We start from the raw sequence: 26,389 nt of genomic DNA on the forward strand, positions 1-26,389 counted from the left end.
GTGGCTGCGCTCTGTTGTGCAGGATGGCGCGGAACTCGGTGGCAGCACGAGATTCTGCGCCTGTCCGGATCACTTGGGAAGAGCATTTCACCGGCGTGTCGCGGCTCACTCGACCGGTTGTCCGAAAGGGCGCCGCAAGATCATCAGATCAGTGAGGTCACGTACACGGTGCGTGGCGGCTGGTACTCAGTCACGAGCACCTGCGTACCGACCGGCAGCGGATCCCCCGGCGTGGCCAGGTAGGCGAGGAAGGCCTCCGTCCCCTGCCGCTCGGGTATGTGCACCAGCACCTCCCCCACCAGTCCCATGCCGACTTTCCCCGTCACTCGTCCCACGTTGCCCACCATGCTCCGAGTCTGACACCCGGACCACGGGCCGGACTACGGGCCGGACCACGGGCCGGACCCCGTCTGGACCAGGGAGGTTCCGCCCGCTACGGTGTTGGACATCTTGTCCGCAGGCAAATCCGTCTGTGGACACGGGAGCTCGGAGCACCGGGCTGAGAGGGCGCTGAACGGTACGTCGTCAGCTACGACGGCACGTACCACCTGCTGCGCCGACCGCAGGAACCTGGACCGGGTAATGCCGGCGTAGGGAGATAGAGGTCTGATGACCACCTTTGAAGCATCGCAGAGCCCTGCCCTGAACAGTGGTGTGGCCAGCGCGGGTACCGGCTACCCGACCCCGGCCTGGCGCAAGGCCTACCGCGAGGGCTCGCGGCCCGACCTGCGCGTCCCGTACCGCGAGGTCGTGCTCACCAACGGCAAGACCGTCCCGCTGTACGACACTTCCGGGCCGTATACCGACGCCGCCTACGAGCCGGACGTCCGGCGCGGCCTGCCGGCGCTGCGCGACCCGTGGATCCGTCAGCGCGGCGACGTCGAGGAGTACGACGGCCGCGAGGCCCGCCCGGAGGACGACGGGATCAAGCACACCGCGCCGCGCGGGGGCGGCCTGCGCAACCTGGACGCCGTCTTCCCGGGCCGGCCGCGCCGCCCGTTGCGGGGCCGGGACGGGGTCGCCGTGACCCAACTCGCTTACGCGAAGCGGGGGATCGTCACGCCGGAGATGGAGTTCATCGCGCTGCGCGAGGGGCTCGAGGCCGAGTTCGTCCGGGACGAGGTCGCGCGCGGCCGGGCCGTCATCCCGCTGAACGTAAACCACCCCGAGGTCGAGCCGTCCATCATCGGCACCAACTTCCTCGTCAAGATCAACGCGAACATCGGCAACTCCGCTGTCACCTCCTCGATCGAGGAGGAGGTCGAGAAGATGACCTGGGCGACCCGTTGGGGCGCCGACACCGTCATGGACCTCTCGACCGGCCGGAACATCCACACCACCCGCGAGTGGATCCTGCGCAACTCCCCAGTGCCGATCGGGACGGTGCCGCTGTACCAGGCACTGGAGAAGGTCGACGGCAAGGCCGAGGAGCTGAGCTGGGAGGTCTACCGCGACACCATCGTCGAGCAGTGCGAGCAGGGCGTCGACTACATGACCGTCCACGCGGGCGTGCTGCTGCGGTACGTCCCGATGACGGCCCGTCGCAAGACCGGGATCGTCTCGCGCGGCGGCTCGATCATGGCCGCCTGGTGCCTGGCGCACCACCAGGAGAACTTCCTCTATACCAACTTCGAGGAGCTCTGCGACATCCTCGCTGCGTACGACGTCACCTTCTCGCTCGGTGACGGCCTGCGGCCGGGCTCGATCGCGGACGCCAACGACGAGGCGCAGTTCGCCGAGCTGCAGACACTGGGCGAGCTCGGACGGATCGCGCGCTCCCGCGACGTGCAGGTGATGATCGAGGGCCCCGGGCACGTCCCGATGAACAAGATCAAGGAGAACATGGATCTCCAGAAGGAGATCTGCGACGAGGCGCCGTTCTACACCCTCGGCCCGCTGACCACGGATGTCGCACCCGGCTACGACCACATCACCTCGGGCATCGGCGCCGCGATGATCGCCTGGTGGGGAACGGCGATGCTCTGCTACGTCACGCCCAAGGAGCACCTGGGCCTCCCCAACCGGGACGACGTCAAGACCGGCGTCATCACCTACAAGATCGCCGCCCACGCCGCCGACCTCGCCAAGGGCCACCCCGGCGCCCAGGACTGGGACGACGCCCTGTCCGACGCCCGCTTCGAGTTCCGCTGGGAGGACCAGTTCAACCTGGCCCTCGACCCGGAGACCGCCCGCGCCTTCCACGACGAGACCCTCCCGGCCGAGCCCGCCAAGACCGCGCACTTCTGTTCGATGTGCGGTCCGAAGTTCTGCTCCATGAAGATTTCCCAGCAGATCCGAGCCGAGCACGGCGAGGGATCGACCGCCGTGGCAACCGAGTTCGACGCGGAGGCGGTGGCCGGAATGGCCGCCAAGTCCGAGGAGTTCGCGGCCTCGGGCAACCGGGTGTACCTGCCGCTGGCGGACTGACCGCCGACCGTTGAGCGCCGCACCGGGGACCGGAGGGGAATCCTCGGTGCGGCGCTCAACGGACTGGTCAGACTGCGGCCCGCTCCACCGGGATCCACCCCGGCGCCCAGGAGTTGGGAGGATGCGTGCTGTCCGACGAACGCTTCGAGTTCATCACGTGGTTGAGGCAAGCCGCCTTCCATCGTGCGCGCGAATGGATAGGAGTCGGCTGGTCGTTGCCAAGGGTGCGCAGGGTATGCGTACCCTTCGTCGTCGAGCCCGCGGACGGCGCTGTGCACGCGCGCGATTTGGAGCACCGAGGCGACTGATCAGTCAGGGGCGAGTGCTGGTTGGGAGGAATACGGCGCTTGAGCAGCGCTCGGCCATTGCGGGGCCGAGGGATTGCACCTCACGGCCCGCGCAACTCCTGGGAGGATGCGATCCATGGACCCCTGGGATGCCCTGACCTTTGCCGAGCAGACGCTGATGCGTCGTGCCATGTTCGGCAATGGCCTGGCGTGGACGATTCAGCAGTACGGCATTGATCTGCGGTGGGCAGGGGCGGAGGGCGCTCCAACGCTGCGTAACTACACCGAGGACGAGGAGCGGGCGCTGGTGCCGCAACTGGCGGCCGCTGCCCTGGGTCTCGTCGGGCGCGGCCTGATGACTATCCGGGTGCGGCAGGGCCACTTCCCTGCTGCGTCCGACCCGGTCCTCACCGGCGTGGAGCTGCGCGAGGTCCTTGCCGATCCGGCCAACTGGCGCTGGGAATCAAAGGCTTCACGCAACTTCGACCTGGCCGCAACGGAGTCCGCGACGGAGCAGTGGCGGGCGGCCGCATCCCCGAAGGTGGCCTCCGATGCTCTGCCCGCCTGGGACGAACTCAGCATCGGTCAACGCGAAGTCCTGGTCTGCGCCATGGAGGGCAGCGGCATGCTGACCGGGCCGTTCGGCATCTGGGAGGACCTGCCGACCGAGCTGGGTTCCGCCGACCGGGCCGAGTGGGTCGATCACCAACTTGCTCCCCTGCTCCCGTTCGTCCGTGACGGTTGGATCGAGGTCCGGCACCTTCCTGGTGCGTCCAGCGACGCTTTCACGGTGATACCGCTCGATGAGCTCCACGCCGCCTTCGCGGACCCCGTCCTTCGGTACGACGGCGACGACGGCGACGACTGGGGAGTGGGCCTCACCTGCGTCTTCACCCATGCGGGGCTAGCCGTTATGCGGGGATAGCCGTCCACGGCGGGATCGGCCGGGCTAGCATCCTTCGCTGTGACTGAATCACCCTCCTACCTCAGTGCGACGGCGGAGGCATACGACGCCGTCGCCGTCCGCTACGCCGACTTCGTCCGGGACGGGCTCGACCACCTGCCGCTGGATCGGGCGATCGTCGCGGCGTTCGCCGACTTCGTGTCGGCTGCCGGCGTCGGGCCCGTCGCCGAGCTCGGCTGCGGCCCCGGACGGATAACCGCGCACCTGCGGGATCTGGGTCTGGATGTTTTCGGCGTCGACCTGTCGCCTGTGATGATCGACATTGCCCGCGAGGCGTACCCCGACCTGCGCTTCGAGGTTGGTTCGATGGGTGCCCTCGACCTGGCCGACGGCGAACTGAGCGGCATCGTGTCCTGGTACTCCGTCATCCACATCCCGCCGCAGGAACTACCACCGTACTTCGCCGAGTTCCGCCGGGTACTGGCCCCAGGTGGTTGGCTTCTGCTCGCGTTCTTCGAGTCCGAGGGCGGGTCGATGCTGGCGTTCGACCACAAGGTGGCGCCGGCCTACCGCTGGCCGATCGACGATCTCGCCGCGCTGGCGCGCGAGGCCGGGTTCGACGAAGTCGGCCGGATGCTGCGCGAGCCCTGCGAGGAGGAGCGGTACCGCCGAGGACATCTGTTGATGCGCAGCCGGTAGAGCTCGCCGACCCCTCGCTGTGAGGGAACCGCTGCGAAGCAGCTGGAGCACTGGGCGCAGGTCAGCGTCCGGTGAGCCCGTCGGCGTCGAGACTGTCGAGGCTGGGGCCTAGACCGAAGGCGGCGAACACGCTCGGGTCGACGAAGGCGACGATCCGGGCGATTCCCGCAGGCGTGACGGTGAGCACCTGGGCGTCGGCCACCCACCGCAGCAGGGGACAGGCCGAGGCCGGTACCTCCGCGCGGCGAGTGGAGGCACCCGAAGACGGCCGGCACGTCCGCCAGATCGATGTCCGACCGTCATGACGGCCGAATCCGACGACACGTCAGGATGTCTGCATGGCAGATGAATCGATCACCCCGCGCGGCATTGCCGACAGCCACCTCGACCAGGTGGCCGCACATGACCCGATGACCTCCGCATGGCTGGGCCTGAACCGGGGCGACGACCGGCAGCCGGACCTATCGCCGGACGGCTTCGAGGCCCACGCCGAGTTCGCCCGCCGTAGTCTCGCCGCACTCGACGCCGCCCCTGCCTCGGACGACCCCGCTGAACAGGTCTGCGCCCGGCTGCTCCGGGAACGCCTCACCGCCGAGCTCGCGATGCACGACACCGGCGAGAACTTCCGACAGCTGCGCACCGTGGGCGCGCACGTCGACCAGGTGCGGACGATCTTCACCTTCATGCCGACCGCCACCGACGAGGACTGGGCGGCGGTGGCCGGACGGCTGCGCAACCTCCCCGGCGCGCTGGACGGTTACCGGGCCACCCTCACCGAGGGGATCTCCCGTGGTCTGCTCGCTGCTCCCCGGCAGGCAGCCGGGGTGATCGGCCAGCTCGCCGACTGGACGGGGCGCGACACCGGCGGCGTGGGCTGGTTCGCCGACTTCGTCGCGGACGGCCCCGACCGGCTGCGCCCTGAGCTGGACACCGCCGCCCGTCAAGCCACTGCCGCCGTCGCCGAGTTCCGCGACTGGCTGCGCGACACCTACGCCCCCGCCACGGCGGACACCCCGGACGCCGTCGGCCGCGACCGCTACCAGCGCGCCGCCCGCCACAACACCGGTGCCGAACTCGATCTGGACGAGGCCTACGCCTGGGCCTGGAGCGAGTTCCACCGGACGCTCGCCGAGATGCGCCTCGAAGCCGAGCGTGTCCTGCCCGGCTCCACCCTCCTCGAGGCCATGCACCACCTGGACGAGCACGGCCACGCGGTCAAGGGCGAGGAGGCCATCCGCGACTGGCTGCAGCAGCTCATGGACGAGGCGATCGACACCCTCGACGGCAGCCACTTCGACCTCTCCGGCCCGATCCGCAAGGTCGAGTCCCGGATCGCGCCTGCGGGCAGCGCCTCCGGGCCCTACTACCAGGGCCCGAGCCTCGACTTCAGCCGCCCCGGCCGCACCTACCTGCCGACCCTCGGCCAGGACACCTTTCCGACCTGGCAGCTCGTCAGCATCTGGTACCACGAGGGCGTCCCAGGGCACCATCTCCAGCTCGCCCAGTGGGCCGTGGTCGCCGACCGGCTCAGCCGCTACCAGGTCACCGAGGGCATGGTCAGCGCCAACATCGAGGGCTGGGCCCTGTATGCCGAGCGCTTCATGGACGACCTGGGCTTCTTCGCCGAACCCGCGCGCCGCCTCGGCTTCCTGGACGGGCAGATGCTGCGCACCATCCGGGTGATCATCGACCTGGGCATGCACCTCGAACTCGCCATCCCCGCCGACTCGGGCTTCCACCCCGGCGAGCGCTGGACCCCGGCGCTGGCAACGGAGTTCATGGCCACCTACAACGGCAGCCCGGCCGCCCGCCGCAACGGCGAGATCGACCGCTACCTCGGCTGGCCGGGCCAGGCCATCGGCTACAAGCTCGGCGAACGCGCCTGGCTCCAGGGCCGCGAGGCCGCCAAGCGCCGCCATGGCGCCGCCTTCGACCTCAAGGCCTGGCACATGAAGGCTCTCTCCCAGGGCTCGTTCGGCCTCGACGACCTGGTCGACAACCTCGCGGCGCTGTAGACCCGTCAGGGGCACGGAGTAAACCGCCTCCGGCGAGGGCGAGTAGTCAGATAAAGTGCCTGCGCGTGGAGCGCGGCGATCCGGCTCAGGGGGGATCACGGCCGTACGCCCACTCGGACACAAGGACTCGGGGAAACAATCATGCGCAAGTCTCGTCTGCTCGGCCTCGCCGCTACGGCCCTGGTGGCCGGTCTCGTTCTGCCCGCCGTTCCGGCGAGTGCGGCTGTCGCTCCGGCGGTCGGCCCGGCCAGCACCTTCTTCGGGGGCGGCCCGAGCCGCCTCGTGGACACGCGTGTCGGCTACGGCGCTCCGGACGTGCCGCTCGGCGCGGACAGTGTGCTCAAGATCAATATAGGCAACCTGGGCGTCGACCCCAGTGTGGCGACCACGACCGCAGTCGTGCTCAACGTGACCGCGATCGGACCGACCAAGAACGGCTACGCGTCGGTCTACCCGGACGGTGCACCGCGCCCGACCGTCTCGACTCTCAACTTCAAAGCCGGCCACGGCAACATCGTGACCAACCGGGTCACGGTCCAGCTCGGCGCCGACGGCGTCATCGACCTCTACAACCACGCCGGCCAGGCCGACTTCGTCGTCGACCTCGTAGGTGAGTACGAGGTGAGCCACCACGACGACCTCGCCGGTGAGACCTTCCGAGTCGGTGCGCCCACCCGCCTCCTGGACACCCGTACCGACATCGGCAACCGCCGGGGCAGGGTCGGCCCGGACACCACGCTGCTCGCGGACATCTCGAAGGTCACCGACCCGTCGCCCAACTCCTCCTCGGATCTGGTGCTGCAGCTGACCTCCACCAACGCCACCGAGCCCAGCTACGTCGACGCGTACAACGCCCTCAACCCTGCGAAGCCCGAGACGTCCGACCTCAACGTGACGCCCGGCGAGGACATCACCAACCTCACCTTCGTCAGCGTCGACCAGCGAGGGTTGGACATCTACAACCACGCGGGCTGGACGGACCTGGTCCTCGACTACGTGGGCGTCTTCGACCGCCACCCGAACGGAAACCCGGGCACCTCGGGCCTGTTCAGCCCCACCTCCCCGGCCCGCATCCTGGACACCCGCGCCGGCCTCGGCGCAGCCAAGCGGCAGGTCGGCGGCGGCGGTACGGTCCGGCTGAAGGTCACCGGCATCAAGGGTGCCCCGGCCAAGGTGTCGGCCGTCGTGCTCAACCTGACGGCGACCAACGCCTCCGTTCCGAGCCACCTGACCGCGTACGCCTCGGGCACGGCCAAGCCGCGCACCTCGAACCTCAACTTCGTCCCCGGCAAGGACATCGCCGCGATGGTGATCGTCCCGGTCAGCCCGGACGGCTACATCGACATCACCAACAACGCGGGCAACGTCGACCTGCTCGCCGACCTCCAGGGTTACTACTCCTGACCTTCCCTCACCTGACGGGCCGCCTGCCGAGCAGCACGGTAGGCGGCCCGTACGGGTGAAGCGGCTTCTCAGGAGCCGCCGGGCGTGTGGTGTCCAGGTGGGTGGCCCACCGTCACGGCTTGGTGCGGGTCAGGTGGGCGTACGCGACCACGTTGCCCAGGTAGCCGGTCTTCTTGGAGAAACCACCCCCGCAGGTGATCAGCCGCAGCTCCGGCCGGCCGGTATCGCCGTAGACCTTGTCGCTCGGGAAGCGGTCCTTGGGGTACAGCTCGACGGCGTCCACGGAGAAGACGGCGGTGCTGCGGTCCTTCCGCTCGATCTCCACCTCGGCTCCCCGACGGCCCGCGCGTCCCGCTGCCGAACCAGCCCGCCGCCACGGCTGTGGTGACCGAGTTCGACGCCGAGACGCTGTACCGGGAGATCGGCGCGGGTTTCCCGGATAGCGATTTACGCGCTTCCGCTGGTCGCTCTTCCGGGGCAGTGCCGCGCGGCATCCGGCGTCCGGGGGTGCCGGCTGGGTGTTCTGCCGGGTGTGCCGGTCGCGCGGGTGTCGGCGGCGGTGACAGCGTCCGTGCTGCCGAAGTGGCTGGTGTCCTTACATGACAGCCCTCGGTCAGACAGGATGACCGTATGTCAGATCACCTAATCACACCTCGCGGTATCGCCGACGACTATGTGGACCAGGTCGCCGCCCTCGACCCGATGACCTCGGCGTGGCTCGGCCTGCACCCGGGTGACGACCGGCAGCCGGATCTCTCGCCCGAGGGTTTCGACGCCGTCGCCGAGCTCGCCCGCCGTACGCTCACCGTCCTCGACGCCCTCCCCACCGTCGATGACCCGGCCGAACTGGCCTGTGCCAGGCTGCTGCGAGAGCGCCTCACCGCAGAGCTCGCCGTGCACGACGCCGGCGACAACTTCCGTCAGTTGCGCAATGTCGCCGCGCCCGTCCACCAGCTGCGCGGGATCTTCACCCTGATGCCGACCGCCACCGACGAGGACTGGGCTGCAGTCGCCGGACGGCTGCGCAACCTCCCCGGTGCGCTCGACCGCTACCGGGCCACCCTCGGCGAGGGCATCTCCCGGGGGCTGCTGTCCGCTCCGCGCCAGACCAACGCGGTGATCGGTCAACTCGACGCCTGGACCGGGCGGGACACCGGCGGCGCGGGCTGGTTCGCCGGCTTCGCGGCGGACGGCTCCGCGCGCCTGCGCCCCGAACTCGACGGCGCCGCCCTCCGGGCCACCGCCGCCGTCGACGAGTTCCGCGCCTGGCTGCGCGACACCTACCTCCCCGCTGCAGCGGACACCCCGGACGCCGTCGGCCGCGAACGCTACCTGCGCGCCGCGCGCCAGGCCACCGGCGCCGACCTCGACACGGACGAGGCCTACACCTGGGCCTGGGAGGAATTCCACCGGACGGCCGCCGAGATGCAGGGCGAGGCCGATCGCGTGCTGCCGGGCTCGTCCGCCCTGGAGGCCATGCACCATCTGGACGAGCACGGCCACGCGATCAAGGGCGAGGAGGGGATCCGGGACTGGTTGCAGCAGATCATGGACGAGGCGATCGACGCCCTCGACGGTGTCCACTTCGACATCTCCGCGCCCCTCCGCAAGGTCGAGTCCCGGATCGCGCCCCCGGGCAGCTCGGCGGCGCCGTACTACTCGGGCCCGAGCCTCGACTTCAGCCGCCCCGGCCGTACCTACCTGCCCACCCTCGGCCGGGAGACCTTCCCGACCTGGGACATCGTCAGCACCTGGTACCACGAGGGTGTCCCCGGCCACCACCTGCAGCTCGCCCAGTGGGTCGTGGTCGCCGACCGGCTGAGCCGCTACCAGGTCACCCTGGGCAAGGTCAGTGCCAACGTCGAGGGTTGGGCCCTGTACGCCGAACGCCTCATGGACGACCTGGGCTTCCAGACCGACCCCGGCCGACGGCTCGGCTACCTGGACAAGCAGATGCTGCGGATCATCCGGGTGATCATCGACATCGGCATGCACCTCGAACTCACCATCCCCGCCGACTCCGGCTTCCACCCCGGTGAACGCTGGACCCCGGCGCTGGCCACCGAGTTCATGGCCACCTACCACGGCAGCCCCGCCGAGCGGCGCAACGGCGAGATCGACCGCTACCTCGGCTGGCCCGGCCAGGCCATCGGCTACAAGCTCGGCGAACGCGCCTGGCTCCAGGGCCGCGAGGCCGCCAAGCGCCGTCACGGCGCCGCCTTCGACCTCAAGGCCTGGCACATGAAGGCCCTCTCCCAGGGCTCGTTCGGCCTCGACGACCTGGTCGACAACCTCGCGGGGTTGTAGCACTACGGGCGCTGTCCCCGGCGGCTCTCGCAGCCGCCGGGGGAGCGACTCGGCGTTGCACGGGGTTGTAGCGAGGTGCGGATCCGGGCAGGGGGACACGCAGGTCGCACAGCCGGAGTCCGGGGCTATTTAGGCCTTGCACAAGATATTAGCTCGTGCTAATTTATTTGTGTGGGTGAACCATATGAGCTGCGCTTCTTTGCCGATGTGCTGGAGTGGATCAAGACGCTGGCCAAGGAGGACCCGGACAGTCACCTGCACGTGATCGCCGCACTTGAGCGCCTTCAGGAGGTCGGCCCCTCCCTGCGCCGTCCCACGGTCGGTGCGATCGAGAAGAGCCGCTACCGGAACATGAGAGAGCTGCGTCCGCGTAGTGGCGGAACGGTCAGCATCCGGTTGCTCTTCGTCTTCGATCCCGAGCGGCGGGCCATCTTCCTGGTCGCGGGGAACAAGGCCGCGAGCCGACAGTGGGCATCCTGGTATCCCAAGGCGATCAAAGAGGCGGACGGCAAGTACGCGGCGTACCTTGAAGCACTCGAACAGGAGAAGCTGGACCACCAGCGGAAGGAAGGTGACGGACGATGAAGCTCGGTGGCATGACCGATCTGACAGCCGATATCACTCCGGAGCAGCGCGAACGGATCGACGAGCTCAAGGCGGAGCTGGTCGACGCCGAGCGCGGGCACGAGCTTGCCACCTTGCGTAAGTCCCAGGGCCTCACCCAGTCGCAGGTTGCCGCCGAGATGGGTGTCACCCAGGGTCGGATCAGCCAGATCGAACGTGGTACCGCCCGCCTCGACACCGCCACGATGGCGGCGTACCTGCACGCCATCGGTGGCGAGCTGACGATAATGGCCACGGTGGGGAAGCTGTCCGTGCGGCTGTAGGCGTGGTGGCCTCCGGCTGTCACGGAAGCCCTTCGTCTGCGCGGTTCCGCTGTACCGCATTTGCCTGTCGAGCAGGTGTCCGAACGGCTTCGAGACTCCCCCGGTCGAGTGCGTTGGAGGCTAGGAAGTCATGGCGGATGAGCCGGCCGCCGGGGAGCCCGGAAAGCCCTTCGAGCCCCGCCCGGCCAGGGGCCTCGCGGCCCCACCTCGGGTAACCAGGTGTACCTGCCACAAGTCGACCGACGCACCAGCGGGGTCTGACGGGTGCCCCGAGCGTGCTGCCCAGCGTGCCCGGTACATTCAGGCCGCCCGGCAGTGGGACTACGAGGGATGGCAGGAGCTCCAGGAGGCCGAGATTCTGCCTGACGAAGACGGCCTGGAGTAATCGCATCCGCCCCCGGTGGCGATCCCGGTGGTGCTTCTGAGTTACAGTCATGTGCGCTTCGTGCTACGGGAGTTGATCAGTGCGTCGATCGAGTCCCGCATTCGCGGCATGCACTGTCTGGGTCCGCAGCCGGGATGGCCATCAGCCAGACCTCACCGGTCGAACTCGCGGAGCAAATGGGGGAGACACGGGCTGCTGCGGTCCAGTACGGTACGCGACCGTACCTACTGACTGCTTGTCCGATATTGATACGGATCCCTTTCTTGAACCTTGACTTCAGTGCCGAGCCCCTCTTCTCCTGGTATGTCGTACTTCTGTGTTTCAGCGGCATTGCGATGATTGTCATCGGTGCCGTCAAGTCAGCTGCGCTGAGCACCGGCTGGCGCATCTTCAATGTGGTGGCCGGCCTCGGGTTCGTCGGTTACGGCGTCTACCTCGGCTTCATTTTCCAGGGTGGCCACTACGTCATCTTCTTCAAGGCGTTCATCCTGCCGGTCATGATGATCGTCAACTTCTTCCGGTCGTTGGGTGCCCGCAGCAAGACGAGCGCGCCGCAGCCGATGGCGCGGCCGATGGCGCAGCCGGTCCCGCCGCAGGCCGTTGTTCCGCAGGACGCCGTGCCGCAGCCGGTGCCGGCGGCTGCGGCTGCGGCTGCCGAGAACCAGGTCGGCTGAGGCTGTCGCCCGGCAGGCTCCGGACCGCTGACTCGGTCGCCGGTTCGGAGCTTGAGCGACGCTCGGCGGGGAGGTCCGGATCGACTTTCGGCGGCGTACTGTTGGAGGTACTGAGGACATCCAGCATGTCGGCGCAGAAGTCGATGTCGCCCTTGGACGGTGACCCGGTTCGTCGAGAGCCGGAGACGGGCTGTCATGGCAGCTGACCGAGGACCGCCCTATCCGCTGATCCATCTTCCGCCCCTCCGTACGGTGCTGCGCAGGGCGCCGCGACTGCGGATCGACTCCTCGCTGTCCCACTCGGGCATGTTCGACGGGGGCTGGTGGCCCCGGTCGCGCCGGATAGAGCGTGAGCTGCCCGGTCTGATCCACGCGCTTCGGCCGGTGATCGGGCCGGTCCTGCATGTCGCGGTCGAGCGGTCGGCCTGGGACGAGGTGCCGAGCCGGATCACGGTGGACGGGCATGTCATCCGGATCAACTGCTTCTCGTCCAGTGCCCACACGATGAGCGTGGGCGGCGGACACCAGGACCACTTCCTGCTGCTGGTGGTGCCACCGCGCACCCGGCGGGGTGTCGCCCTGGCCGCGCTCGCCTCGGCCGCCGGCCCCGGGAACAGCAGGTCGGCGGACCGGCTGCTCACCGAGCCCGCAGGTGTCGACCGGCCGCCGCCGGTGCCGCCAATGCCTCCCGAGCCGACTCGATGACGGTCGGGACCGGCGACGGTCCGGTCCGGTTCGGCAGCGGTCAGACCTCGTTCGGGCCGGTGAAGTCGGGTGGGCTGTAGCCGGGGCTGCTGAACTCGGCGGTGCGGGGTGCGCCGCCGGTCGGGTCGGTCAGGCCGTCCGCGCCGGGGCTGGTGAAGCCCGGGCTGCCGAAGCGCGCGCTGCTGTAGCCGGGGCTCGTGAAGTCGGGGCTGGTGAAGTCCGGGCCGCCGTGGTCGGGCCGGGTGGCCGGCACGGGTTGGGGGGAGAGCGCGGGTGCGGACTCCAGGTTGGCGTGCAGGTAGGGGAGGATGGCGCGCTCGCGCAGGGCGGTGAGCCAGACCCGGCGGGCCTCGGCGAGGTCGGCGCGCAGCTGTGGGTCCTGGCCGTACGGGGTGGCGGAGCCGTCCCGGAGGGCGGTCAGCAGCAGGCCGACTGTGCCGACCACCAGGGCGGCGGCCCCGACCGCGACCAGCACCCAGCCGGCCGTCACCAGCGCCCTGCCGAGCGGCAGTGTGGGGCTCCCGGCGCGCAGCAGGTACCCGATGAGCAGCAGGACGGCTGCGGCCGCCCAGGCCAGCACGGGTGTGAGCACGGTGAGCACCGGGAAGAACCCGGCGCCCTCCTCGGAGCGGAGCCGGGCGGTGAGCCTGCCCGAGTCGGCCCGGTCATCGGCCCGGGCGCCGGTGCTGTCGGTGGACCGGTCGTCGGCCGGGTGGAGTGCGGCGCGCAGTCCGGCGTAGCGCTCGTGCTCGGCGGCGACGACTGCCGCGACCTCGTCCGCCGCGAGCAGCGCCTTGGTGTGCAGTTGCTCGGAGTTCAGATGTGGCCCGGATGCGTGCAGGGCATCGAGGATCGAACGGTCACGCAGTGCTTCGTCGAGGGCCCGCTCGTAGTCCGGGCGGTCCTCGGCGGGCAGGTGCGGGGTGTTGGCCATGGGTACCCCGTTCCGCTTTGGTGACGGAAGTTGGTCGGACGGACCAGGGCGGGCCGTGCGGCGGCCGGTCGTGGTCCGGTGTGGTTGCCTCGATCGTAGGGGCGAGCACCGAGCGGGAGACAGTCGGTTTCCGGATTTTCCGCACCGTCAGGAGTCCTGCAGCGCTGAACACTTGTTCAGTCAGCCCCAGGTCGGCGCCGATGCTGACGCCGGTGGCCCGGCCGGTCACGCTCAGTTGAGCGGCAGCCGGGCGACCAGCAGGCGGCCTTCCATGGTGACCCCGCCGTCCATCGCGATCGCCAGCTCGTCCGCGTAGATGTACGGGCCGGGAACGTGCGGCGGGGTGCCGTCCTCCAGGTGGGCCGAGCCGGTGAGGTACGGGATCGGGCTGTGTCCGTGCACCACCCGGCGGCCGCCGTAGGCCGAGAGCAGCTCGTGCACGGCGGTCGGTCCGGCGTCGCCCCGGAAGGCGAAGCGCTTGGTGAAACGGCGGAAGCAGTCCCACCACTCGTCCGCGCCCTCGTCCGCGAGCAGGGCGTGGACCGCGTCGTTGACCGCCGCGATCGACTCGCCGTACTCCAGGTAGGCGGTGGTGTCGGAGTGCAGCAGCAGGTGCTCGTCCTCCAGCGCGATCGCCGGGAGCCGGGAGAGCCAGCTGATGTGGTGCGTCTCCAGGCGGTCGAGATCGTGCTGCTGGCCGCCGTTGAGCCGCCAGGCGGCGAGGAAGGACGCGGTGCCCGCCGTGGACTGCACGGGTTCGTCGCCGTACCGGGAGGCGCCGAGGAAGAGCAGTTCGTGATTGCCCATCAGGGCCCGGCAGTACCCGCCCGCTGCGGCGGCCTCGGCGGCCAGCTGCATCACCAGGTCGATGACGCCGATGCCGTCCGGCCCCCGGTCGGTGAAGTCGCCGAGGAACCAGATCCGCGAACGCCCGGCCGACCAGTGCCCCTCGGCGTCGATCAGACCCTGCTGGTGGAGGGCGGCGAGCAGCTCGTCGAGGTACCCGTGCACGTCGCCGACCACGTAGAGCGGGCCGGGGGCCTCGCCCGGCTCGGGCTGCGGGTACGGGTAGTGGAGCTCCTCGCCGAGCGCGCTCAGCTCGATCGTGGGCGGGTCCTCGTGCTGGGGGACCTCGTGCTGCTGGATCTCGTGCTGCGGAACTTCGTGCCGGGGGAGCTGCTGGACCGGCGCCTCGTGCTGCGGCCCCGGAGCGGGCTCCGAGGGCTGCGCCGTTCGGGCGTCCGGGTGGTGACTGACCGTCGGCCAGTGCTGCTCCAGGAAGCGGGCGCCGCCGTAGCCGCTGTAGGTGTTGTCGCTGTACGTGTTGTCGTAGCCGTACCCGGGGGCCGGCTCGGGAGGCTCGTAGTAGGAGCCGTACGGGAGCACGTCGAGGTCCTGCTGATGGCGGGGGCCTGAGTCGGGCTGTTCAGGCCCGGGGAAGCGGTCCTCGGGTGTCATTCGCCCATCATAGGAAGACCACTCTCCCGGCGTCCTCACCTGGTCGGTATCCAATCGTCCGGAGAGTCCCTCCGGGGGCAGAACTGTGACCTCTTGGAGCAGTTTCTTGCGGGGGCCGGCGGCGGTCAGGCCTCGCCGGCCGGGCGGGGGCGGGGTGGGCTGACGGTCGTGCGGGTGCTGCGGCGCTGCGAGGACGCCCGGACGATCAGCTCGGTGGGCATCAGGGTGCCGGGCGGCGGGCCGGTGCCGGCGGTGCGGTAGCGGGCGGGGAAGAGGCGGCCGACGTCGACGCCCGTGCCCGAGTCGACACCCTCGATGGCGTCGATCAGCAGGTTGACCACGGTGGTGCCGATCCGGCGCGGCTTGAGCGAGAGGGTGGTGATCGGGGGTTCGGTGGCCGCGTACACGTCGCTCTCGCTGCAGCAGATCAGCAGCAGGTCGTCGGGGACGCGCAGCCCGTACCGCCGGGCGGCGGCGAGCAGGTCGGTGCCGTTGGGGTCGAAGAGGCCGTACACCGCGTCCGGGCGGTCCGGGCGGGCGAGCAGGCGGTCGGCGGCGACCGCGCCGGCGGCGGGGTCGTGGGCGGGGTAGGTCTCGTAGACCGGCTCCTGGCCGACCTTGTGGCACCAGCCGAGGTACGCGTCGGTGGAGAGCCGGGTGTAGGTGTCGGTGGAGGTGCCGGTGAGCAGGCCGATCCGGCGGGCGCCGGCCTCGGAGAGGTGGTCGAGGATGCCGAGTACGGCGGCCTCGTGGTCGTTGTCGACCCAGGCGGTGACCGGGCAGTTGCCCGGCTTGCCGTCGCTGACCACCGGCACGCCGGACCGGTAGAGCTCGCTGACCAGCGGGTCCTGGTCGGGCGGGTCGATGACGACGGTGCCGTCCAGGGCGATGTTGCTCCAGACGTCGTGCCGGGAGGAGGCGGGCAGTACCACCAGCGCGTAACCACGGCCGAGCGCCGCACTGGTGGCCGCGCGCGCCATCTCGGCGAAGTAGGCGAACTCGGTGAAGGTGAAGGGCTCCTCGCCATAGGTGGTGACGGTCAGTCCGATCAGACCGGACCGGCCGGTGCGCAGGGTCCGGGCGGCGGCGGACGGGCGGTAGCCGAGGCGCTCCGCGACCTCGCGCACTCGGCTTCTGGTCTCGTCGGGAAGGCGGCCCTTACCGTTCAAGGCGTCCGAGACCGTGGTGATCGACACTCCGGCGGCTGCTGCCACATCCCGGATGCCGGCCCGCTCCAGACGCCGCGAGGTGGTGGGTCGCCGACCGCTCTGGTTGGCTGCTGCTGTCATGGCGGACCGATCGTATGGCGCATGACGGGTCTCTGTGACCGAGGCGTACGGAGGTGATGGAGAACCGTTTCTCCGTGAGTCGGGCGCTGGAGGCCCCTTCGATACCCGCCTCGATTCGGCCTTCTTACCTCTGACATGTGCCATAGGAACGCGGCAGAATGGCTGATCTGCACCTGTGACCCGGATCCGCATCTCACTCCTACGGGTGAGAGCGGTCGGTATCGTTCAGGGCACCCGACCGGGGTGGTGCGGGTCCGGGTCACGGGCTCCGTACGACGGCGGTCCCGGACGTAGGCAGAGCGCCGCAAGACGGCCAGAACAGAAGGAGTGCACCGTGAGCGGTACGGCAGCGCAGGGTCCCCGGCTCAGGCCGACCCTGGACGGCATCCCGACCTACAAGCCCGGCAAGCCGGCCAGCGCCGATTCGTACAAGCTGTCCTCGAACGAGAACCCGTACGAGCCGCTGCCCGGCGTGCTGGAGGCGGCGATCGCCGCTGCGGGCTCGTTCAACCGCTACCCCGACATGGCCGTGAGCGAGCTCACCGCCGAGCTGGCCGCGCGCTTCGGCGTGCCCGCCGAGCACATCGCGACCGGCACCGGATCGGTCGGCGTGGCGCAGTCCCTGCTGCTCGCCACGGCGGGCCCGGGCGACGAGGTGATCTTCGCCTGGCGTTCCTTCGAGGCGTACCCGATCATCGTCCAGGTCGCCGGCGCCACCCCCGTGCCCGTGCCGCTGACCGCCGGTGAGGCGCACGACCTGGACGCGATGCTCGCCGCGATCACCGACCGGACCCGGTTGATCTTCGTCTGCAACCCGAACAACCCCACCGGCGTGGCGATCCACCGCGCCGAGCTGGAGCGCTTCCTGGACGCCGTCCCCGGCGACATCCTGGTGGTGCTGGACGAGGCGTACCGCGAGTTCATCCGCGACAGCGAGGTGCCGGACGGCGTCGAGATCTACCGCGACCGGCCGAACGTCTGCGTGCTGCGGACCTTCTCCAAGGCGTACGGCCTGGCCGGCCTGCGGGTCGGCTTCGCCATCGCGCACGAGCCGGTGGCCACCGCGCTGCGCAAGACCGCCGTCCCGTTCGGCGTCAGCCGGCTCGCCCAGGACGCGGCCGTCGCCTCGCTGCGGGCCGAGGACGCGCTGCTGGTCCGGGTCGAGGCGCTGGTCGAGGAGCGGGCCCGGGTCGTCGCCGCGCTGACCGAGCAGGGCTGGGAGCTGGCCGACTCACAGGCCAACTTCGTCTGGCTGCGGCTCGGCGAGCGGACGATGGACTTCGCGGCGGCCTGTGACCGGGCCGGCGTGGTGGTCCGTCCGTTCGCCGGCGAGGGCGTCCGGGTCACCATCGGCGAGGTGGCCGGCAACGACATCTTCCTCGCCACTGCGGAGACCTTCCGCAAGGAGCTGTGACGTAGGACCGGTCGGTCTGAGTCAGGGAGCCGACGGGTGAGGGGCGGAGCGCCACCGGCGCTCCGCCCCTCACCTCGTGGGTTCGGTCAGCGGTAGGACGGCAGACCAGGGAAGGTGGAGACCAGGGTCGGCGCGGCGGAGCCGTTGGCGGGCAGGGTGGCGATGCCGTCGGGGGTGCGGACGGCGAGGGTGGTGCCGTCGGGGGACCAGGCGGGCTCGGTGTAGTCGGTGGTGGCGTGCGGGGTGAGGTCCTTCGCGGGGACCGGGCCGTTGTCCAGCTGCTCCGCGAAGAGGTGGTCGTGCCCGCCGACGGAACGGACGAAGACGACCTCCGAGCCGCTCGGCGACAGCGCGGGCTCGGAGCCGGGGGTGAGTACGCCGCCGTTCTGGCGCAGGTACTCGTCACGGATGTAGACATTGCCGTCGGTGGAGTTGGCGTAGACGATCCGGGCGATCTTGCCGCCGCCGCTCGCCCAGCCGTTGCCGGTCTCGGGCAGCGGGGCGACGTTGTCGCCGGCGTAGCCGCCCAGGGTCAGCACGGTCGGCTGCGCGTCGACGCTGTCGGCGGGGACCTTCTCCAACCGGGCGGCGCCGCCGCGGCCGACGCTGAAGACGAGGTTGTTCTTCGCCGGAATGAGGTAGTGCGAGTCGGCCGGGGCCACCTGCCAGGTCGGGTGCGACCAGGTCTGCCCGCCGGAGTTCTTGGCGACGACGACGCGTCCGCTGCCGTCCGGGTTCGCGGTGACGAGGTCGCCGGCGCCGTCGATGAAGGCGGCCTTGGCGCCGTTCGGCGACCAGGCGAGGTCCTTGACGGCGGTGCCGAAGTCGACCGAGGTGCCGTTCATCAGGACGTACCGGGTGCCGTTGCTGATGGTCAGCCCGTTCTTCGCGGTGCCGTTCCGGCCGGGCGCGGCAGCGGGGGCGCTGTGCAGGGAGGCCGGGCGGGGGGTCGCGGTGACCGGGGCGGCGCTGCCGGGGGTGGTGCTGGGGGCGGTGCTGGGCGCGACCGACGCGGTCGGGGCGGCGGTCGGAGTGGCCGTTGCCGAGGGGGTCGTGGTGACCACGGTGTTCCCGGCCGGTGCGGCGTTGTTGCTACCGGTGGCGTTCGGACCGCAGGCGGAGAGCAGTGCTGCGGCGCCGGCCGTGATGGCGACGGTGAGGGCGATGGCGGCGGAGCGGCGGTGCATACGAGCGGACATGAGTGTTTCCCCCCAGGGATGTGGATGCTGCTTGGTTGCTCGGGAGCCGCGCCGCTCGTCCCCTGGGTCTGTCGTCCACCCGTTCGACCTGCTGCCGCTCTGTGCGATGAGAGAAGACTGTCAGCCAAGGATCCCGGGGCTGTGCGGCGGCTGTCATGGGCGTGTAACAGCACCTCGGGGGCGGGTGACAGCACCTCGCGCCCTCCGGAACCGCCCTGGCCGTCCGGCCGGTTGCGACGGTCACCGGACGACGTCGGGAGGGTGCTGCGGCCGGGCTGGGGCAGGAGGATTCAGAAGCACACTGGATGCGCTGGGAACTCGCTGGTAGTTCAATCAACAGCTTGCCGGAAACGGGTAGTGAATCGGACTCGGCCACACCGGTTGGGTGGTAATTGTCCGGATTGCTGGATTCAGGTTTCTCCCAGCCGGGGCACAGGGGTTGGCAAGAGCCCCGCGCGAAGCTGTGGCCCATGAAGGTCCTCCCGCGACGGCGCGGTGCCGTCCTAGTCAACTCCGCGCTCGGCGTGGCCCTGCTGGCCGGGGCCGCGCTCGCCTACACAATTCTGGGAAGCGGTACGAGTTCGGCCGCCGGCAAGGCCCAGATCCGCAGTGTCGCTGTCACCAAGGGCACGGTCCTGGCCACGGTGTCCGGTTCCGGCACCCTCTCCTCCCCCAGTGACACAGGCCAGGACTTCGTCACCGGCGGCAAGTTGACCTCGGTCGACGTCGCCGTCGGTGATTCGGTGAAGAAGGGCCAGGTGCTCGCGACCGTCGACACCACCGACGCCCAGCAGCAGGTGGACACGGCCCAGTCGGCCCTGACCGCCGCTGACGCGAACCTCACCAAGGCCCAGGCCGGCGTCACCACCACGACCAGCTCCCCGCTGCCCTCCACGGGCGGCACCGGCACCGGTGGCGGCAGTGGCAGCGGCGGCGGTCGCTCCTCGACCACGCCTGCCCCGCAGATGACCACCATCACCACCACCAAGGTCGACGACGCCCAGGTCGCCCAGGCCCAGCAGCAGGTGGACACCGCGAAGATCGCGCTGGCGAACGCCCAGACCGCGCTGGCCGGCACCACGCTCACCGCTTCGGCGGACGGCACGGTCGCCTCGGTCGCCGGCAAGGTCGGCGACACCGTCGCGTCCGCCTCGGGTTCGAGCTCCGGCTCCGGGGCGAGTGGCTCCAAGTCCTCCTCCGGCAGCTCGGGTTCGAGCTCCAGTGGCTCCTCGCCGACCGGCTTCGTCGTGCTGACCAACCCCTCCGGGATGCAGGTCAGCGGCGCCTTCTCCGAGCTGGACTCGCTGAAGCTGAAGAAGGGCGAGGCGGCCACCGTCACGCTCAACGCGCAGTCCGACACCAAGCTCAACGCGACCGTCCTGTCGGTCAGTTCGCTCCCGCTGGCGAGCAGCGGCTCGTCCAGCGCGGTCCAGTACGGCGCGGTGCTGCAGATCAACGGCGACACCAGCAAGCTGCGGACCGGCCTGAGCGCCACCGTCTCGGTCATCACCGGGGAGGCGGACAACGCGCTCTCGGTGCCGACCACCGCGCTCGCCGGTACCGGCACCAGCCGGACCGCGACGCTCGTCCACGACGACGGCACCACCGCACGGGTCGACGTCACCGTCGGCGTCGAGGGTGACTCCACCGTGCAGGTGGTCTCCGGACTCAACGAAGGTGACAAGGTCGAGCTCGCTTCGACCACCGCCGGTGGCGGCAACGGCTTCCCGAGCGGCAGCTTCCCCGGTCTGGGCGGTGGCGCCCTCGGTGGTGGCGGCTTCGGCGGTGGCGGCGGTGGCGGTCGAGCCGGTGGTGGCGGTGGCGGCACCGGTGGCGGCGGCGGAGGCAAGGGCTGATGTCGAGTCAGAAGCCCCCCGTCATCCAGATCCGCCGGGTCACCAAGTCGTACGGCCACGGTGACGCGACCGTGCACGCCCTGCGCGGTCCGGACGATCCGGTGACCGGCGCCCCGCTGGGGGTGAACCTGGACATCGAACAGGGTGACTTCGTCGCGGTGATGGGCAGCTCGGGCTCCGGCAAGTCGACGCTGATGAACATCCTCGGCTGCCTCGACGTCCCGACGGCAGGTCGTTACCTGCTGGACGGCATCGACGTCGGTCACCTGGACGAGGGGCAGCTCTCGCTGGTCCGGAACCGCAAGATCGGCTTCATCTTCCAGTCGTTCAACCTGGTGCCCCGCACCACCGCCCTCGCTCAGGTGGAACTCCCGCTCGCCTACGCGGGCGTGCGCTCCGCCGAGCGCCGGCGGCGGGCGCTGGCCGCGCTGGACATGGTCGGGCTCACCGAGCGCGCCGGGCACAAGCCCAACGAACTCTCCGGCGGCCAGCAGCAACGTGTCGCGGTGGCAAGGGCGTTGGTCACCGCACCGGCGATGCTGCTGGCCGACGAGCCCACCGGCAACCTGGACAGCCGCTCCACCGAGGAGGTGCTGTCGATCATCGACAACCTCAACGCGACCGGCCGCACCATCGTCCTGATCACCCACGAGGACGAGGTCGCCCACCACGCCAAGCGGGTCATCCGCCTGGTGGACGGCGCGATCATCCACGACGTACGGCAGGCGCCCGTCAACGGCCTGCCGCCCGCCCTCCTCGAGCTCGTGGGGGTTCGCGCGTGATCCTCTGGCAGATGCTCCGCTTCGCCTTCGGCGGCCTGGCCGCCAACAAGGTGCGCTCGTTCCTCACCATGCTCGGCGTGCTGATCGGTGTGGCCTCGGTGATCCTGCTGCTGGCGGTCGGCAACGGCTCCTCCACGGCGGTCAAGAACTCGATCACCTCGCTCGGCACCAACTCGCTCACCGTCTCCTCGATGGGCGCGCGCGGTGCCGCCGGCAGCACGGTCAAGAAGCTGACGGTCGACGACGCGAAGGCGCTGGCCTCGGCCACCGACGCGCCCTCGATCAAGTCCGTCGCCCCGGTGGTCACCACCAGCGCCGCCGCGCTGTACGGGAACATCTCGTACACGCCCGGCTCGATCATCGGCACCTACCCGGCGTACTTCGAGACCGCCAACCAGAAGGTGGCGAAGGGCGACTACTTCAGCAACGACGACGTGCTGAACTCCCGCAAGGTCGCGGTGATCGGCTCCACCACCGCCAGCCAGCTCTTCGACACCGAGGACCCGGTCGGCAAGAAGATCACCATCGGCGGCACCCCGTTCACCGTCCTCGGTGTGCTGCAGACCAAGGGCAGCACCGGCTTCAACGACCCGGACGACGTGGTGATCGCCCCGCTGCCGACCGTGCAGAACGCCTTCACCGGCTTCGGTTCGGTCAACCAGATCCTGGTGCAGGCGACTTCGGCCGACACCACGACGGCCGCGCAGAGCGACATCACCCGGATCCTGATGGGCACCCACGCCATCAGCGACCCCAGCAAGGTCGACTTCCGGATCAGCAACCAGACCTCGCTGCTGACCGCCCGGGAGAGCACCACCAAGACCTTCACCGTGCTGCTCGGCGCGGTCGCCGCGATCTCGCTGCTGGTCGGCGGGATCGGCATCACCAACATCATGCTGGTCACCGTCACCGAGCGGACCAGGGAGATCGGTATCCGCAAGGCGCTCGGGGCACCCAAGGGCGTCATCCTCGGGCAGTTCCTCACGGAATCCACGCTGCTCTCGGTGATCGGCGCGGGGCTGGGGGTGGCGGTGGGGATCTTCGGATCGCACTTCAGCATCGTCGGCATCAAGCCGGTGGTCATCCCGGAGTCCGTGCTCGGCGCCTTCGCGATCGCGGTGGCCATCGGGCTGTTCTTCGGCAGCTACCCCGCCAACCGGGCCGCCTCGCTGCGCCCGATCGAAGCCCTTCGGCACGAGTGAACCAGGAGCACCGAACCATGCCTCACGAGAACGATCCGAACACGGAGCTGCTGGCCACCCCGCCGGACGCCCGCGACATCACCGCCGAACTCGCGGCGGCCCCGCGCCGCAAGCTGCCCTGGCTCTCGCTGGGCCTGGCCGGCGCGGCGATCGCCACGGCCGCCTTCGCGGGCGGCGCCTGGTACGAGAAGGGGAACGGCACGACCACCGGTACGAGCACCCGGGCCGCAGGCCAGGGCGCCCGTGGCGCGGGCGGCGGCGCCGGGGGTTACGGCGGCGGCGCCGGTGGCGGCACCCGTCGCAGCGGCCAGGGTGGCGCGGGCGGCGGCTTCGCCCGGGGCACGGTCAAGGCCGTCGACGGCAGCACCGTCTACCTCACCGACGCCAACGGCAACACCATCAAGGTGACCACGGCCGCCACCACCAAGATCCAGCTCAGCAAGGACGGCCAGGTCGCCGACCTCCAGCCCGGCCAGAGCGTCGTGGTGGTCGGCACCCCGGACGCCTCCGGCGGTTACGCCGCCACCCAGCTCACCGAGGGCGGCACCACCGGCTTCGGCGGCGGCGGCGGTGGCGGTGGCTTCGGCGGCGGTGGTGGCGGGGGGACCCGCACCCCGTCCGGCGGCTGACACCCGCTCGCGACAGACTCCGGCCCGGCCGATACCCCGATCGGCCGGGCCGGTCCGTCTTCCGGCACCGCCGGTCGGCCGTCCCGTGCTGCCCGGCGGTCCGGCGGTCCGGTCCTGGGTGGTCCTGCCGGTCCGATCCGGTCTGGGCTAGTCCGATTCCGGTCCGGTCCCGGTCGGGTTCCGGTACAGTCCGGTACCGGCCGCTCGACACTGCGCGGCCGGCGGACCTGGACGATCAGGTATGCGAACCGGCCGGTGCTCCGTGGGCTGTGGGGTGTCGGGCGGGTTCATCAAGCCTTCATCAACCACACGTAGCGTCCCCCGGGCTATCGTCCATCAAGGATGTCAGCGTTCGACCGGGAGGCGGATCAACCGTGCAAGGGACTACGACCGCAGCCGTGCCGACCACAGGAACCGGGGTCGCGGGTACTGCCGCAGCCGGCGAGGCTTTCCTGCTGGTCGTCGACGACGAGCCCAACATCCGCGAGCTGCTCTCGGCCTCGCTCCGATTCTCCGGCTTCCGGGTGGTCTCCGCCGCGACCGGCGAAGAGGCGCTGGCCGCCGTCGCCAACGAGCGGCCCGACCTGGTCGTGCTGGACGTGATGCTGCCCGACCTGGACGGTTTCACCGTCGTCGAGCGGCTGCGCGAGCAGACCCAGTGGCCGCAGTCCGCCGAGCACGTGCCGGTGCTCTTCCTCACCGCCCGGGACGGCACCGGCGACAAGGTGCAGGGCCTGGCCGCCGGAGCGGACGACTACGTCACCAAGCCGTTCAGCCTGGAGGAGCTGATCGCCCGGATCCGGGCGATCCTGCGCCGGGCGGGCGGTCCGTCCGACGACGGCAGGCTGATGGTCGGCGACCTGACCCTGGACCCGCTCGCCCACGAGGTGACCCGCGCGGACCGTTCGATCGCGCTCTCGCCGACCGAGTTCAAGCTGCTGCACTACCTGATGGCCAACGTCGGCCGGGTGGTCTCCAAGGCCCAGATACTCGACCACGTCTGGGCGTACGACTTCGGCGGCGACCTCTCGATCGTCGAGTCGTACATCTCTTACCTGCGCCGCAAGCTCGACTCCGGCCCGGCGCACGGCCCCAAGCTGATCCACACCGTTCGCGGCATCGGGTACGCACTGCGTCGCCCGCCGCAGTCCTGAGCCGATGAAGCCCGTCGCCCGCCTCCGCAGCCTCCGCCGGCTCCCCGGCCTCCGCAGCCTCCGTAGGCTGCGGTGGCTGGCGCCGTCCCGGCTGTCGCTGCGGGCCCGGCTGCTGGTGTTGTCGCTCGTGCTGGTCACCACCGGTCTGGCGGTGAGCGACACGGTGGTGCTCGGCGCCGTCCGGATGCAGCTGGTGCAGCGGGCCGACCAGCAGCTCCAGCGCCTCGCCGAGCCGATGTCCCGGCACGCGGCGTGGGGCAGTGGCCGTCCCTACGGCCAGGGGCCGGCCGCCAAGCGGGGCGGCCAGTACCTGCCCAGCCAGTACGTGGTGCAGTACCTGGGTGCGAACGGCAACGTGCAGGCTGTGCTCCGCCAGCCGATCTCCGACTCCGATCCCTCGCCCGAGCTGGACGATCTGACGCCGACTCAGCTGATGGCCAAGCAGGGCGCGGGCTTCACCGTCCCCGACGAGCACGGCGAGGGCACCTGGCGGGTGCTCGTCCTCCCGGTCGCCCGGGGCACGGGCGGCAGTGACTTCGTCGAGCCCTCCTACCTACTGGCGGCCGTCTCGCTGGACGACGTGGACTCCACCGTCGGCAAGTTGCGGGCGTCGTTCCTGGCGATCGGCGCGGCCGTGCTGCTGCTGATCGCCGCACTCGGCTTCTTCGCCGTCCGGGCCGGGCTGCGCCCGCTGGCCCGGATCGGGCAGGACGCCGAACTGATCGCGGCCGGCCGGCTCTCGCACCGGATGCCCGAACTCGCACCCCGGACCGAGGTCGGCCGGCTCTCCGCGACGCTCAACGGGATGCTCACCCAGATCGAGGCGGCCTTCGCTGCGCGGGCCGAGTCGGAGGCCCGGATGCGGCGCTTCGTCGCGGATGCCTCGCACGAGCTGCGCACCCCGCTGGCGAGCATCCGGGGCTTCGCGGAGTTGCACCGGATGGGCGCGCTCCCCGACGTGGTGAGCGCGATGCACCGGATCGAGAGCGAGGCCGTCCGGATGGGCGGCCTGGTCGAGGACCTGCTGACGCTGGCCCGGCTGGACGAGGAACGCCCGCTGGACCTGGCCCCGATGGACCTGCGCACGCTGGCGGCCGACGCCCTGCACGACCTCACCGCCCTCGACCCGGGCCGCCCGGTCGCGCTCACCGGCCCGGACGGTACGGGTGCTCCGCAGCCCGCGCCCGTCCTCGGCGACGAGGCCCGGCTGCGCCAGGTGGTGACCAACCTGGTCGGCAACGCCGTCAAGCACACCCCGCCGGGCACCGCCGTCCGGATCGGCGTCGGCCTCGCCGCGACCGACGGCGGCTGCCTCCTCGAGGTCGCCGACTCCGGCCCCGGCCTGGCCCCCGACCAGGCGGCCCAGGTCTTCGAACGCTTCTACCGCGTCGACGCCTCCCGTAGCCGCCACGAGGGCGGCGGCGCCGGCCTCGGCCTCGCCATCGCCTCCGCCCTGGTCAACGCCCACGGCGGCACCCTCACCCTGGAGACCTCCCCGGGCCGGGGCGCGGCCTTCCAGGTCCGCATCCCGAAGGCGCGTCCGTCGATCGGGTGACGTGCAGCGAATGTGGTGGCAGACCCGATGGACGTGTGCGACTGTTCCGCTGCGGCTTGTGCCACGCCGAGCGGGCTGCCCACACTGGACCAGGACCGACCGGCACATGGTGGGCGGCGTCGCAACGCCCGGACTCTCGCCTGAACGGCTTCTCCTCAGTCGCCGCAGCTCCGCTGCTACTCCATCGTCGGCACCGCCCAGACTCGGCCCGGACGCCGCTCCT

At 70.5% G+C, this 26,389-nt stretch carries 23 protein-coding genes, 1 pseudogene and 1 riboswitch; of the genes and pseudogenes, 17 read left to right on the forward strand and 7 right to left on the reverse strand.

What is annotated here, in order from left to right:
* Positions 1-143 precede the first annotated feature (143 nt).
* Positions 144-347 carry a hypothetical protein gene (locus P3T29_RS10395; protein WP_280716025.1) on the reverse strand — a complete coding sequence of 68 codons (204 nt, stop codon included), beginning with the start codon at positions 345-347 and terminating at the stop codon, positions 144-146.
* Between the two features lie 121 nt (positions 348-468).
* A riboswitch (TPP riboswitch) is annotated at positions 469-614 on the forward strand.
* Here P3T29_RS10395 and thiC point away from each other — a divergent pair.
* The 3 genes from thiC (at position 610) to P3T29_RS10410 (ending at position 4,317) form a co-directional block, all read left to right on the forward strand.
* Positions 610-2,427, forward strand: a complete 1,818-nt coding sequence (gene thiC / locus P3T29_RS10400) for a phosphomethylpyrimidine synthase ThiC (protein WP_280716026.1) — start codon at positions 610-612, stop codon at positions 2,425-2,427. Its footprint overlaps the riboswitch before it by 5 nt.
* Before the next feature lie 423 nt (positions 2,428-2,850).
* Positions 2,851-3,639 (forward strand): hypothetical protein, encoded by a 789-nt coding sequence (locus tag P3T29_RS10405; protein ID WP_280716027.1) that lies wholly within the window; start codon positions 2,851-2,853, stop codon positions 3,637-3,639.
* 39 nt (positions 3,640-3,678) lie between these two features.
* Positions 3,679-4,317, forward strand: coding sequence for a class I SAM-dependent methyltransferase (locus tag P3T29_RS10410; RefSeq protein WP_280716028.1), 639 nt, complete (start codon positions 3,679-3,681; stop codon positions 4,315-4,317).
* Positions 4,318-4,378: 61 nt separating this feature from the next.
* Here P3T29_RS10410 and P3T29_RS10415 read toward each other — a convergent pair whose 3' ends face one another.
* Entirely contained in the window at positions 4,379-4,519 is a 141-nt protein-coding gene (locus P3T29_RS10415) for a hypothetical protein (protein WP_280716029.1), read from the reverse strand.
* 136 nt (positions 4,520-4,655) lie between these two features.
* Here P3T29_RS10415 and P3T29_RS10420 point away from each other — a divergent pair, with 136 nt between their 5' ends.
* On the forward strand, positions 4,656-6,332 hold the full coding sequence (locus P3T29_RS10420) for a DUF885 domain-containing protein (protein WP_280716030.1): 1,677 nt from the start codon (positions 4,656-4,658) through the stop codon (positions 6,330-6,332).
* Between the two features lie 141 nt (positions 6,333-6,473).
* The gene (locus P3T29_RS10425) at positions 6,474-7,736 is read left to right on the forward strand and encodes a hypothetical protein (RefSeq protein ID WP_280716031.1); all 1,263 of its coding nucleotides are present in this window, start codon (positions 6,474-6,476) and stop codon (positions 7,734-7,736) included.
* A 112-nt stretch (positions 7,737-7,848) separates the two neighbouring features.
* On the opposite strand, the pseudogene P3T29_RS10430 reads toward P3T29_RS10425, so the two are convergent.
* Positions 7,849-8,082: pseudogene (locus P3T29_RS10430) on the reverse strand (sortase); the annotation flags it as partial.
* A 284-nt stretch (positions 8,083-8,366) separates the two neighbouring features.
* On the opposite strand from P3T29_RS10430, the gene P3T29_RS10435 reads away from it, so the two are divergent.
* The 5 genes from P3T29_RS10435 (at position 8,367) to P3T29_RS10455 (ending at position 12,694) form a co-directional block, all read left to right on the forward strand.
* The gene (locus tag P3T29_RS10435) at positions 8,367-10,043 is read left to right on the forward strand and encodes a DUF885 domain-containing protein (protein WP_280716032.1); all 1,677 of its coding nucleotides are present in this window, start codon (positions 8,367-8,369) and stop codon (positions 10,041-10,043) included.
* A 171-nt stretch (positions 10,044-10,214) separates the two neighbouring features.
* Positions 10,215-10,628: a type II toxin-antitoxin system RelE/ParE family toxin gene (locus tag P3T29_RS10440; RefSeq protein WP_280716033.1), complete on the forward strand. Its 414-nt coding sequence runs from the start codon at positions 10,215-10,217 to the stop codon at positions 10,626-10,628.
* Between the two features lie 11 nt (positions 10,629-10,639).
* On the forward strand, positions 10,640-10,930 hold the full coding sequence (locus tag P3T29_RS10445) for a helix-turn-helix transcriptional regulator (protein ID WP_280716034.1): 291 nt from the start codon (positions 10,640-10,642) through the stop codon (positions 10,928-10,930).
* A 648-nt stretch (positions 10,931-11,578) separates the two neighbouring features.
* On the forward strand, positions 11,579-11,989 hold the full coding sequence (locus P3T29_RS10450; protein ID WP_280716035.1) for a hypothetical protein: 411 nt from the start codon (positions 11,579-11,581) through the stop codon (positions 11,987-11,989).
* Between the two features lie 195 nt (positions 11,990-12,184).
* On the forward strand, positions 12,185-12,694 hold the full coding sequence (locus P3T29_RS10455) for a DUF5994 family protein (RefSeq protein ID WP_280716036.1): 510 nt from the start codon (positions 12,185-12,187) through the stop codon (positions 12,692-12,694).
* 40 nt (positions 12,695-12,734) lie between these two features.
* On the opposite strand, the gene P3T29_RS10460 is transcribed toward P3T29_RS10455, so the two are convergent.
* The 3 genes from P3T29_RS10460 to P3T29_RS10470 form a co-directional block, all read right to left on the reverse strand.
* The gene (locus tag P3T29_RS10460; RefSeq protein WP_280716037.1) at positions 12,735-13,628 is read right to left on the reverse strand and encodes a hypothetical protein; all 894 of its coding nucleotides are present in this window, start codon (positions 13,626-13,628) and stop codon (positions 12,735-12,737) included.
* Positions 13,629-13,859: 231 nt separating this feature from the next.
* On the reverse strand, positions 13,860-15,086 hold the full coding sequence (locus P3T29_RS10465) for a metallophosphoesterase (RefSeq protein ID WP_280716038.1): 1,227 nt from the start codon (positions 15,084-15,086) through the stop codon (positions 13,860-13,862).
* 125 nt (positions 15,087-15,211) lie between these two features.
* Positions 15,212-16,375: a LacI family DNA-binding transcriptional regulator gene (locus P3T29_RS10470; RefSeq protein WP_280716039.1), complete on the reverse strand. Its 1,164-nt coding sequence runs from the start codon at positions 16,373-16,375 to the stop codon at positions 15,212-15,214.
* A gap of 334 nt (positions 16,376-16,709) precedes the next feature.
* Here P3T29_RS10470 and hisC point away from each other — a divergent pair, with 334 nt between their 5' ends.
* On the forward strand, positions 16,710-17,789 hold the full coding sequence (gene hisC, locus P3T29_RS10475; RefSeq protein ID WP_280716040.1) for a histidinol-phosphate transaminase: 1,080 nt from the start codon (positions 16,710-16,712) through the stop codon (positions 17,787-17,789).
* A gap of 86 nt (positions 17,790-17,875) precedes the next feature.
* Here the strand turns inward: hisC and P3T29_RS10480 are convergent, their stop codons facing one another.
* Positions 17,876-18,988, reverse strand: a complete 1,113-nt coding sequence (locus P3T29_RS10480) for a hypothetical protein (protein ID WP_280716041.1) — start codon at positions 18,986-18,988, stop codon at positions 17,876-17,878.
* A gap of 470 nt (positions 18,989-19,458) precedes the next feature.
* Between P3T29_RS10480 and P3T29_RS10485 the strand changes: the two genes are divergently transcribed.
* From P3T29_RS10485 to P3T29_RS10510, 6 genes are all read left to right on the forward strand, one after another.
* Positions 19,459-20,844: a biotin/lipoyl-binding protein gene (locus P3T29_RS10485; protein ID WP_280716042.1), complete on the forward strand. Its 1,386-nt coding sequence runs from the start codon at positions 19,459-19,461 to the stop codon at positions 20,842-20,844.
* Positions 20,844-21,626: an ABC transporter ATP-binding protein gene (locus tag P3T29_RS10490; RefSeq protein WP_280716043.1), complete on the forward strand. Its 783-nt coding sequence runs from the start codon at positions 20,844-20,846 to the stop codon at positions 21,624-21,626. The genes P3T29_RS10485 and P3T29_RS10490 overlap by 1 nt, the downstream gene beginning before the upstream one ends.
* An 11-nt stretch (positions 21,627-21,637) precedes the next feature.
* A complete protein-coding gene (locus tag P3T29_RS10495) occupies positions 21,638-22,828 on the forward strand; it encodes an ABC transporter permease (protein ID WP_280716044.1) in 1,191 nt (396 codons plus the stop codon).
* Positions 22,829-22,845: 17 nt separating this feature from the next.
* On the forward strand, positions 22,846-23,457 hold the full coding sequence (locus P3T29_RS10500; RefSeq protein WP_280716045.1) for a DUF5666 domain-containing protein: 612 nt from the start codon (positions 22,846-22,848) through the stop codon (positions 23,455-23,457).
* Between the two features lie 398 nt (positions 23,458-23,855).
* Complete coding sequence (locus P3T29_RS10505; RefSeq protein WP_280716046.1) at positions 23,856-24,611, forward strand: response regulator transcription factor; 756 nt, start codon at positions 23,856-23,858, stop codon at positions 24,609-24,611.
* Between the two features lie 4 nt (positions 24,612-24,615).
* On the forward strand, positions 24,616-26,166 hold the full coding sequence (locus P3T29_RS10510; protein WP_280716047.1) for a HAMP domain-containing sensor histidine kinase: 1,551 nt from the start codon (positions 24,616-24,618) through the stop codon (positions 26,164-26,166).
* The last annotated feature ends 223 nt before the right edge of the window (positions 26,167-26,389 follow it).

Origin of the sequence: Kitasatospora sp. MAP5-34, assembly GCF_029894335.1 — a bacterium.
Classification (GTDB): Bacteria; Actinomycetota; Actinomycetes; order Streptomycetales; family Streptomycetaceae; genus Kitasatospora.

Excerpts from the sequence above, each read along its gene's own strand:
- P3T29_RS10395 (WP_280716025.1), bottom strand. The coding sequence starts at position 347 with ATGGTGGGCAACGTGGGACGAGTGACGGGGAAAGTCGGCATGGGACTG.
- thiC (WP_280716026.1), top strand. The coding sequence starts at position 610 with ATGACCACCTTTGAAGCATCGCAGAGCCCTGCCCTGAACAGTGGTGTG.
- P3T29_RS10405 (WP_280716027.1), top strand. The coding sequence starts at position 2,851 with ATGGACCCCTGGGATGCCCTGACCTTTGCCGAGCAGACGCTGATGCGT.
- P3T29_RS10420 (WP_280716030.1), top strand. The coding sequence starts at position 4,656 with ATGGCAGATGAATCGATCACCCCGCGCGGCATTGCCGACAGCCACCTC.
- P3T29_RS10425 (WP_280716031.1), top strand. The coding sequence starts at position 6,474 with ATGCGCAAGTCTCGTCTGCTCGGCCTCGCCGCTACGGCCCTGGTGGCC.
- P3T29_RS10435 (WP_280716032.1), top strand. The coding sequence starts at position 8,367 with ATGTCAGATCACCTAATCACACCTCGCGGTATCGCCGACGACTATGTG.
- P3T29_RS10445 (WP_280716034.1), top strand. The coding sequence starts at position 10,640 with ATGACCGATCTGACAGCCGATATCACTCCGGAGCAGCGCGAACGGATC.
- P3T29_RS10455 (WP_280716036.1), top strand. The coding sequence starts at position 12,185 with ATGGCAGCTGACCGAGGACCGCCCTATCCGCTGATCCATCTTCCGCCC.
- P3T29_RS10460 (WP_280716037.1), bottom strand. The coding sequence starts at position 13,628 with ATGGCCAACACCCCGCACCTGCCCGCCGAGGACCGCCCGGACTACGAG.
- P3T29_RS10465 (WP_280716038.1), bottom strand. The coding sequence starts at position 15,086 with ATGACACCCGAGGACCGCTTCCCCGGGCCTGAACAGCCCGACTCAGGC.
- P3T29_RS10470 (WP_280716039.1), bottom strand. The coding sequence starts at position 16,375 with ATGACAGCAGCAGCCAACCAGAGCGGTCGGCGACCCACCACCTCGCGG.
- P3T29_RS10480 (WP_280716041.1), bottom strand. The coding sequence starts at position 18,988 with ATGTCCGCTCGTATGCACCGCCGCTCCGCCGCCATCGCCCTCACCGTC.
- P3T29_RS10485 (WP_280716042.1), top strand. The coding sequence starts at position 19,459 with ATGAAGGTCCTCCCGCGACGGCGCGGTGCCGTCCTAGTCAACTCCGCG.
- P3T29_RS10490 (WP_280716043.1), top strand. The coding sequence starts at position 20,844 with ATGTCGAGTCAGAAGCCCCCCGTCATCCAGATCCGCCGGGTCACCAAG.
- P3T29_RS10495 (WP_280716044.1), top strand. The coding sequence starts at position 21,638 with ATGCTCCGCTTCGCCTTCGGCGGCCTGGCCGCCAACAAGGTGCGCTCG.
- P3T29_RS10500 (WP_280716045.1), top strand. The coding sequence starts at position 22,846 with ATGCCTCACGAGAACGATCCGAACACGGAGCTGCTGGCCACCCCGCCG.
- P3T29_RS10510 (WP_280716047.1), top strand. The coding sequence starts at position 24,616 with ATGAAGCCCGTCGCCCGCCTCCGCAGCCTCCGCCGGCTCCCCGGCCTC.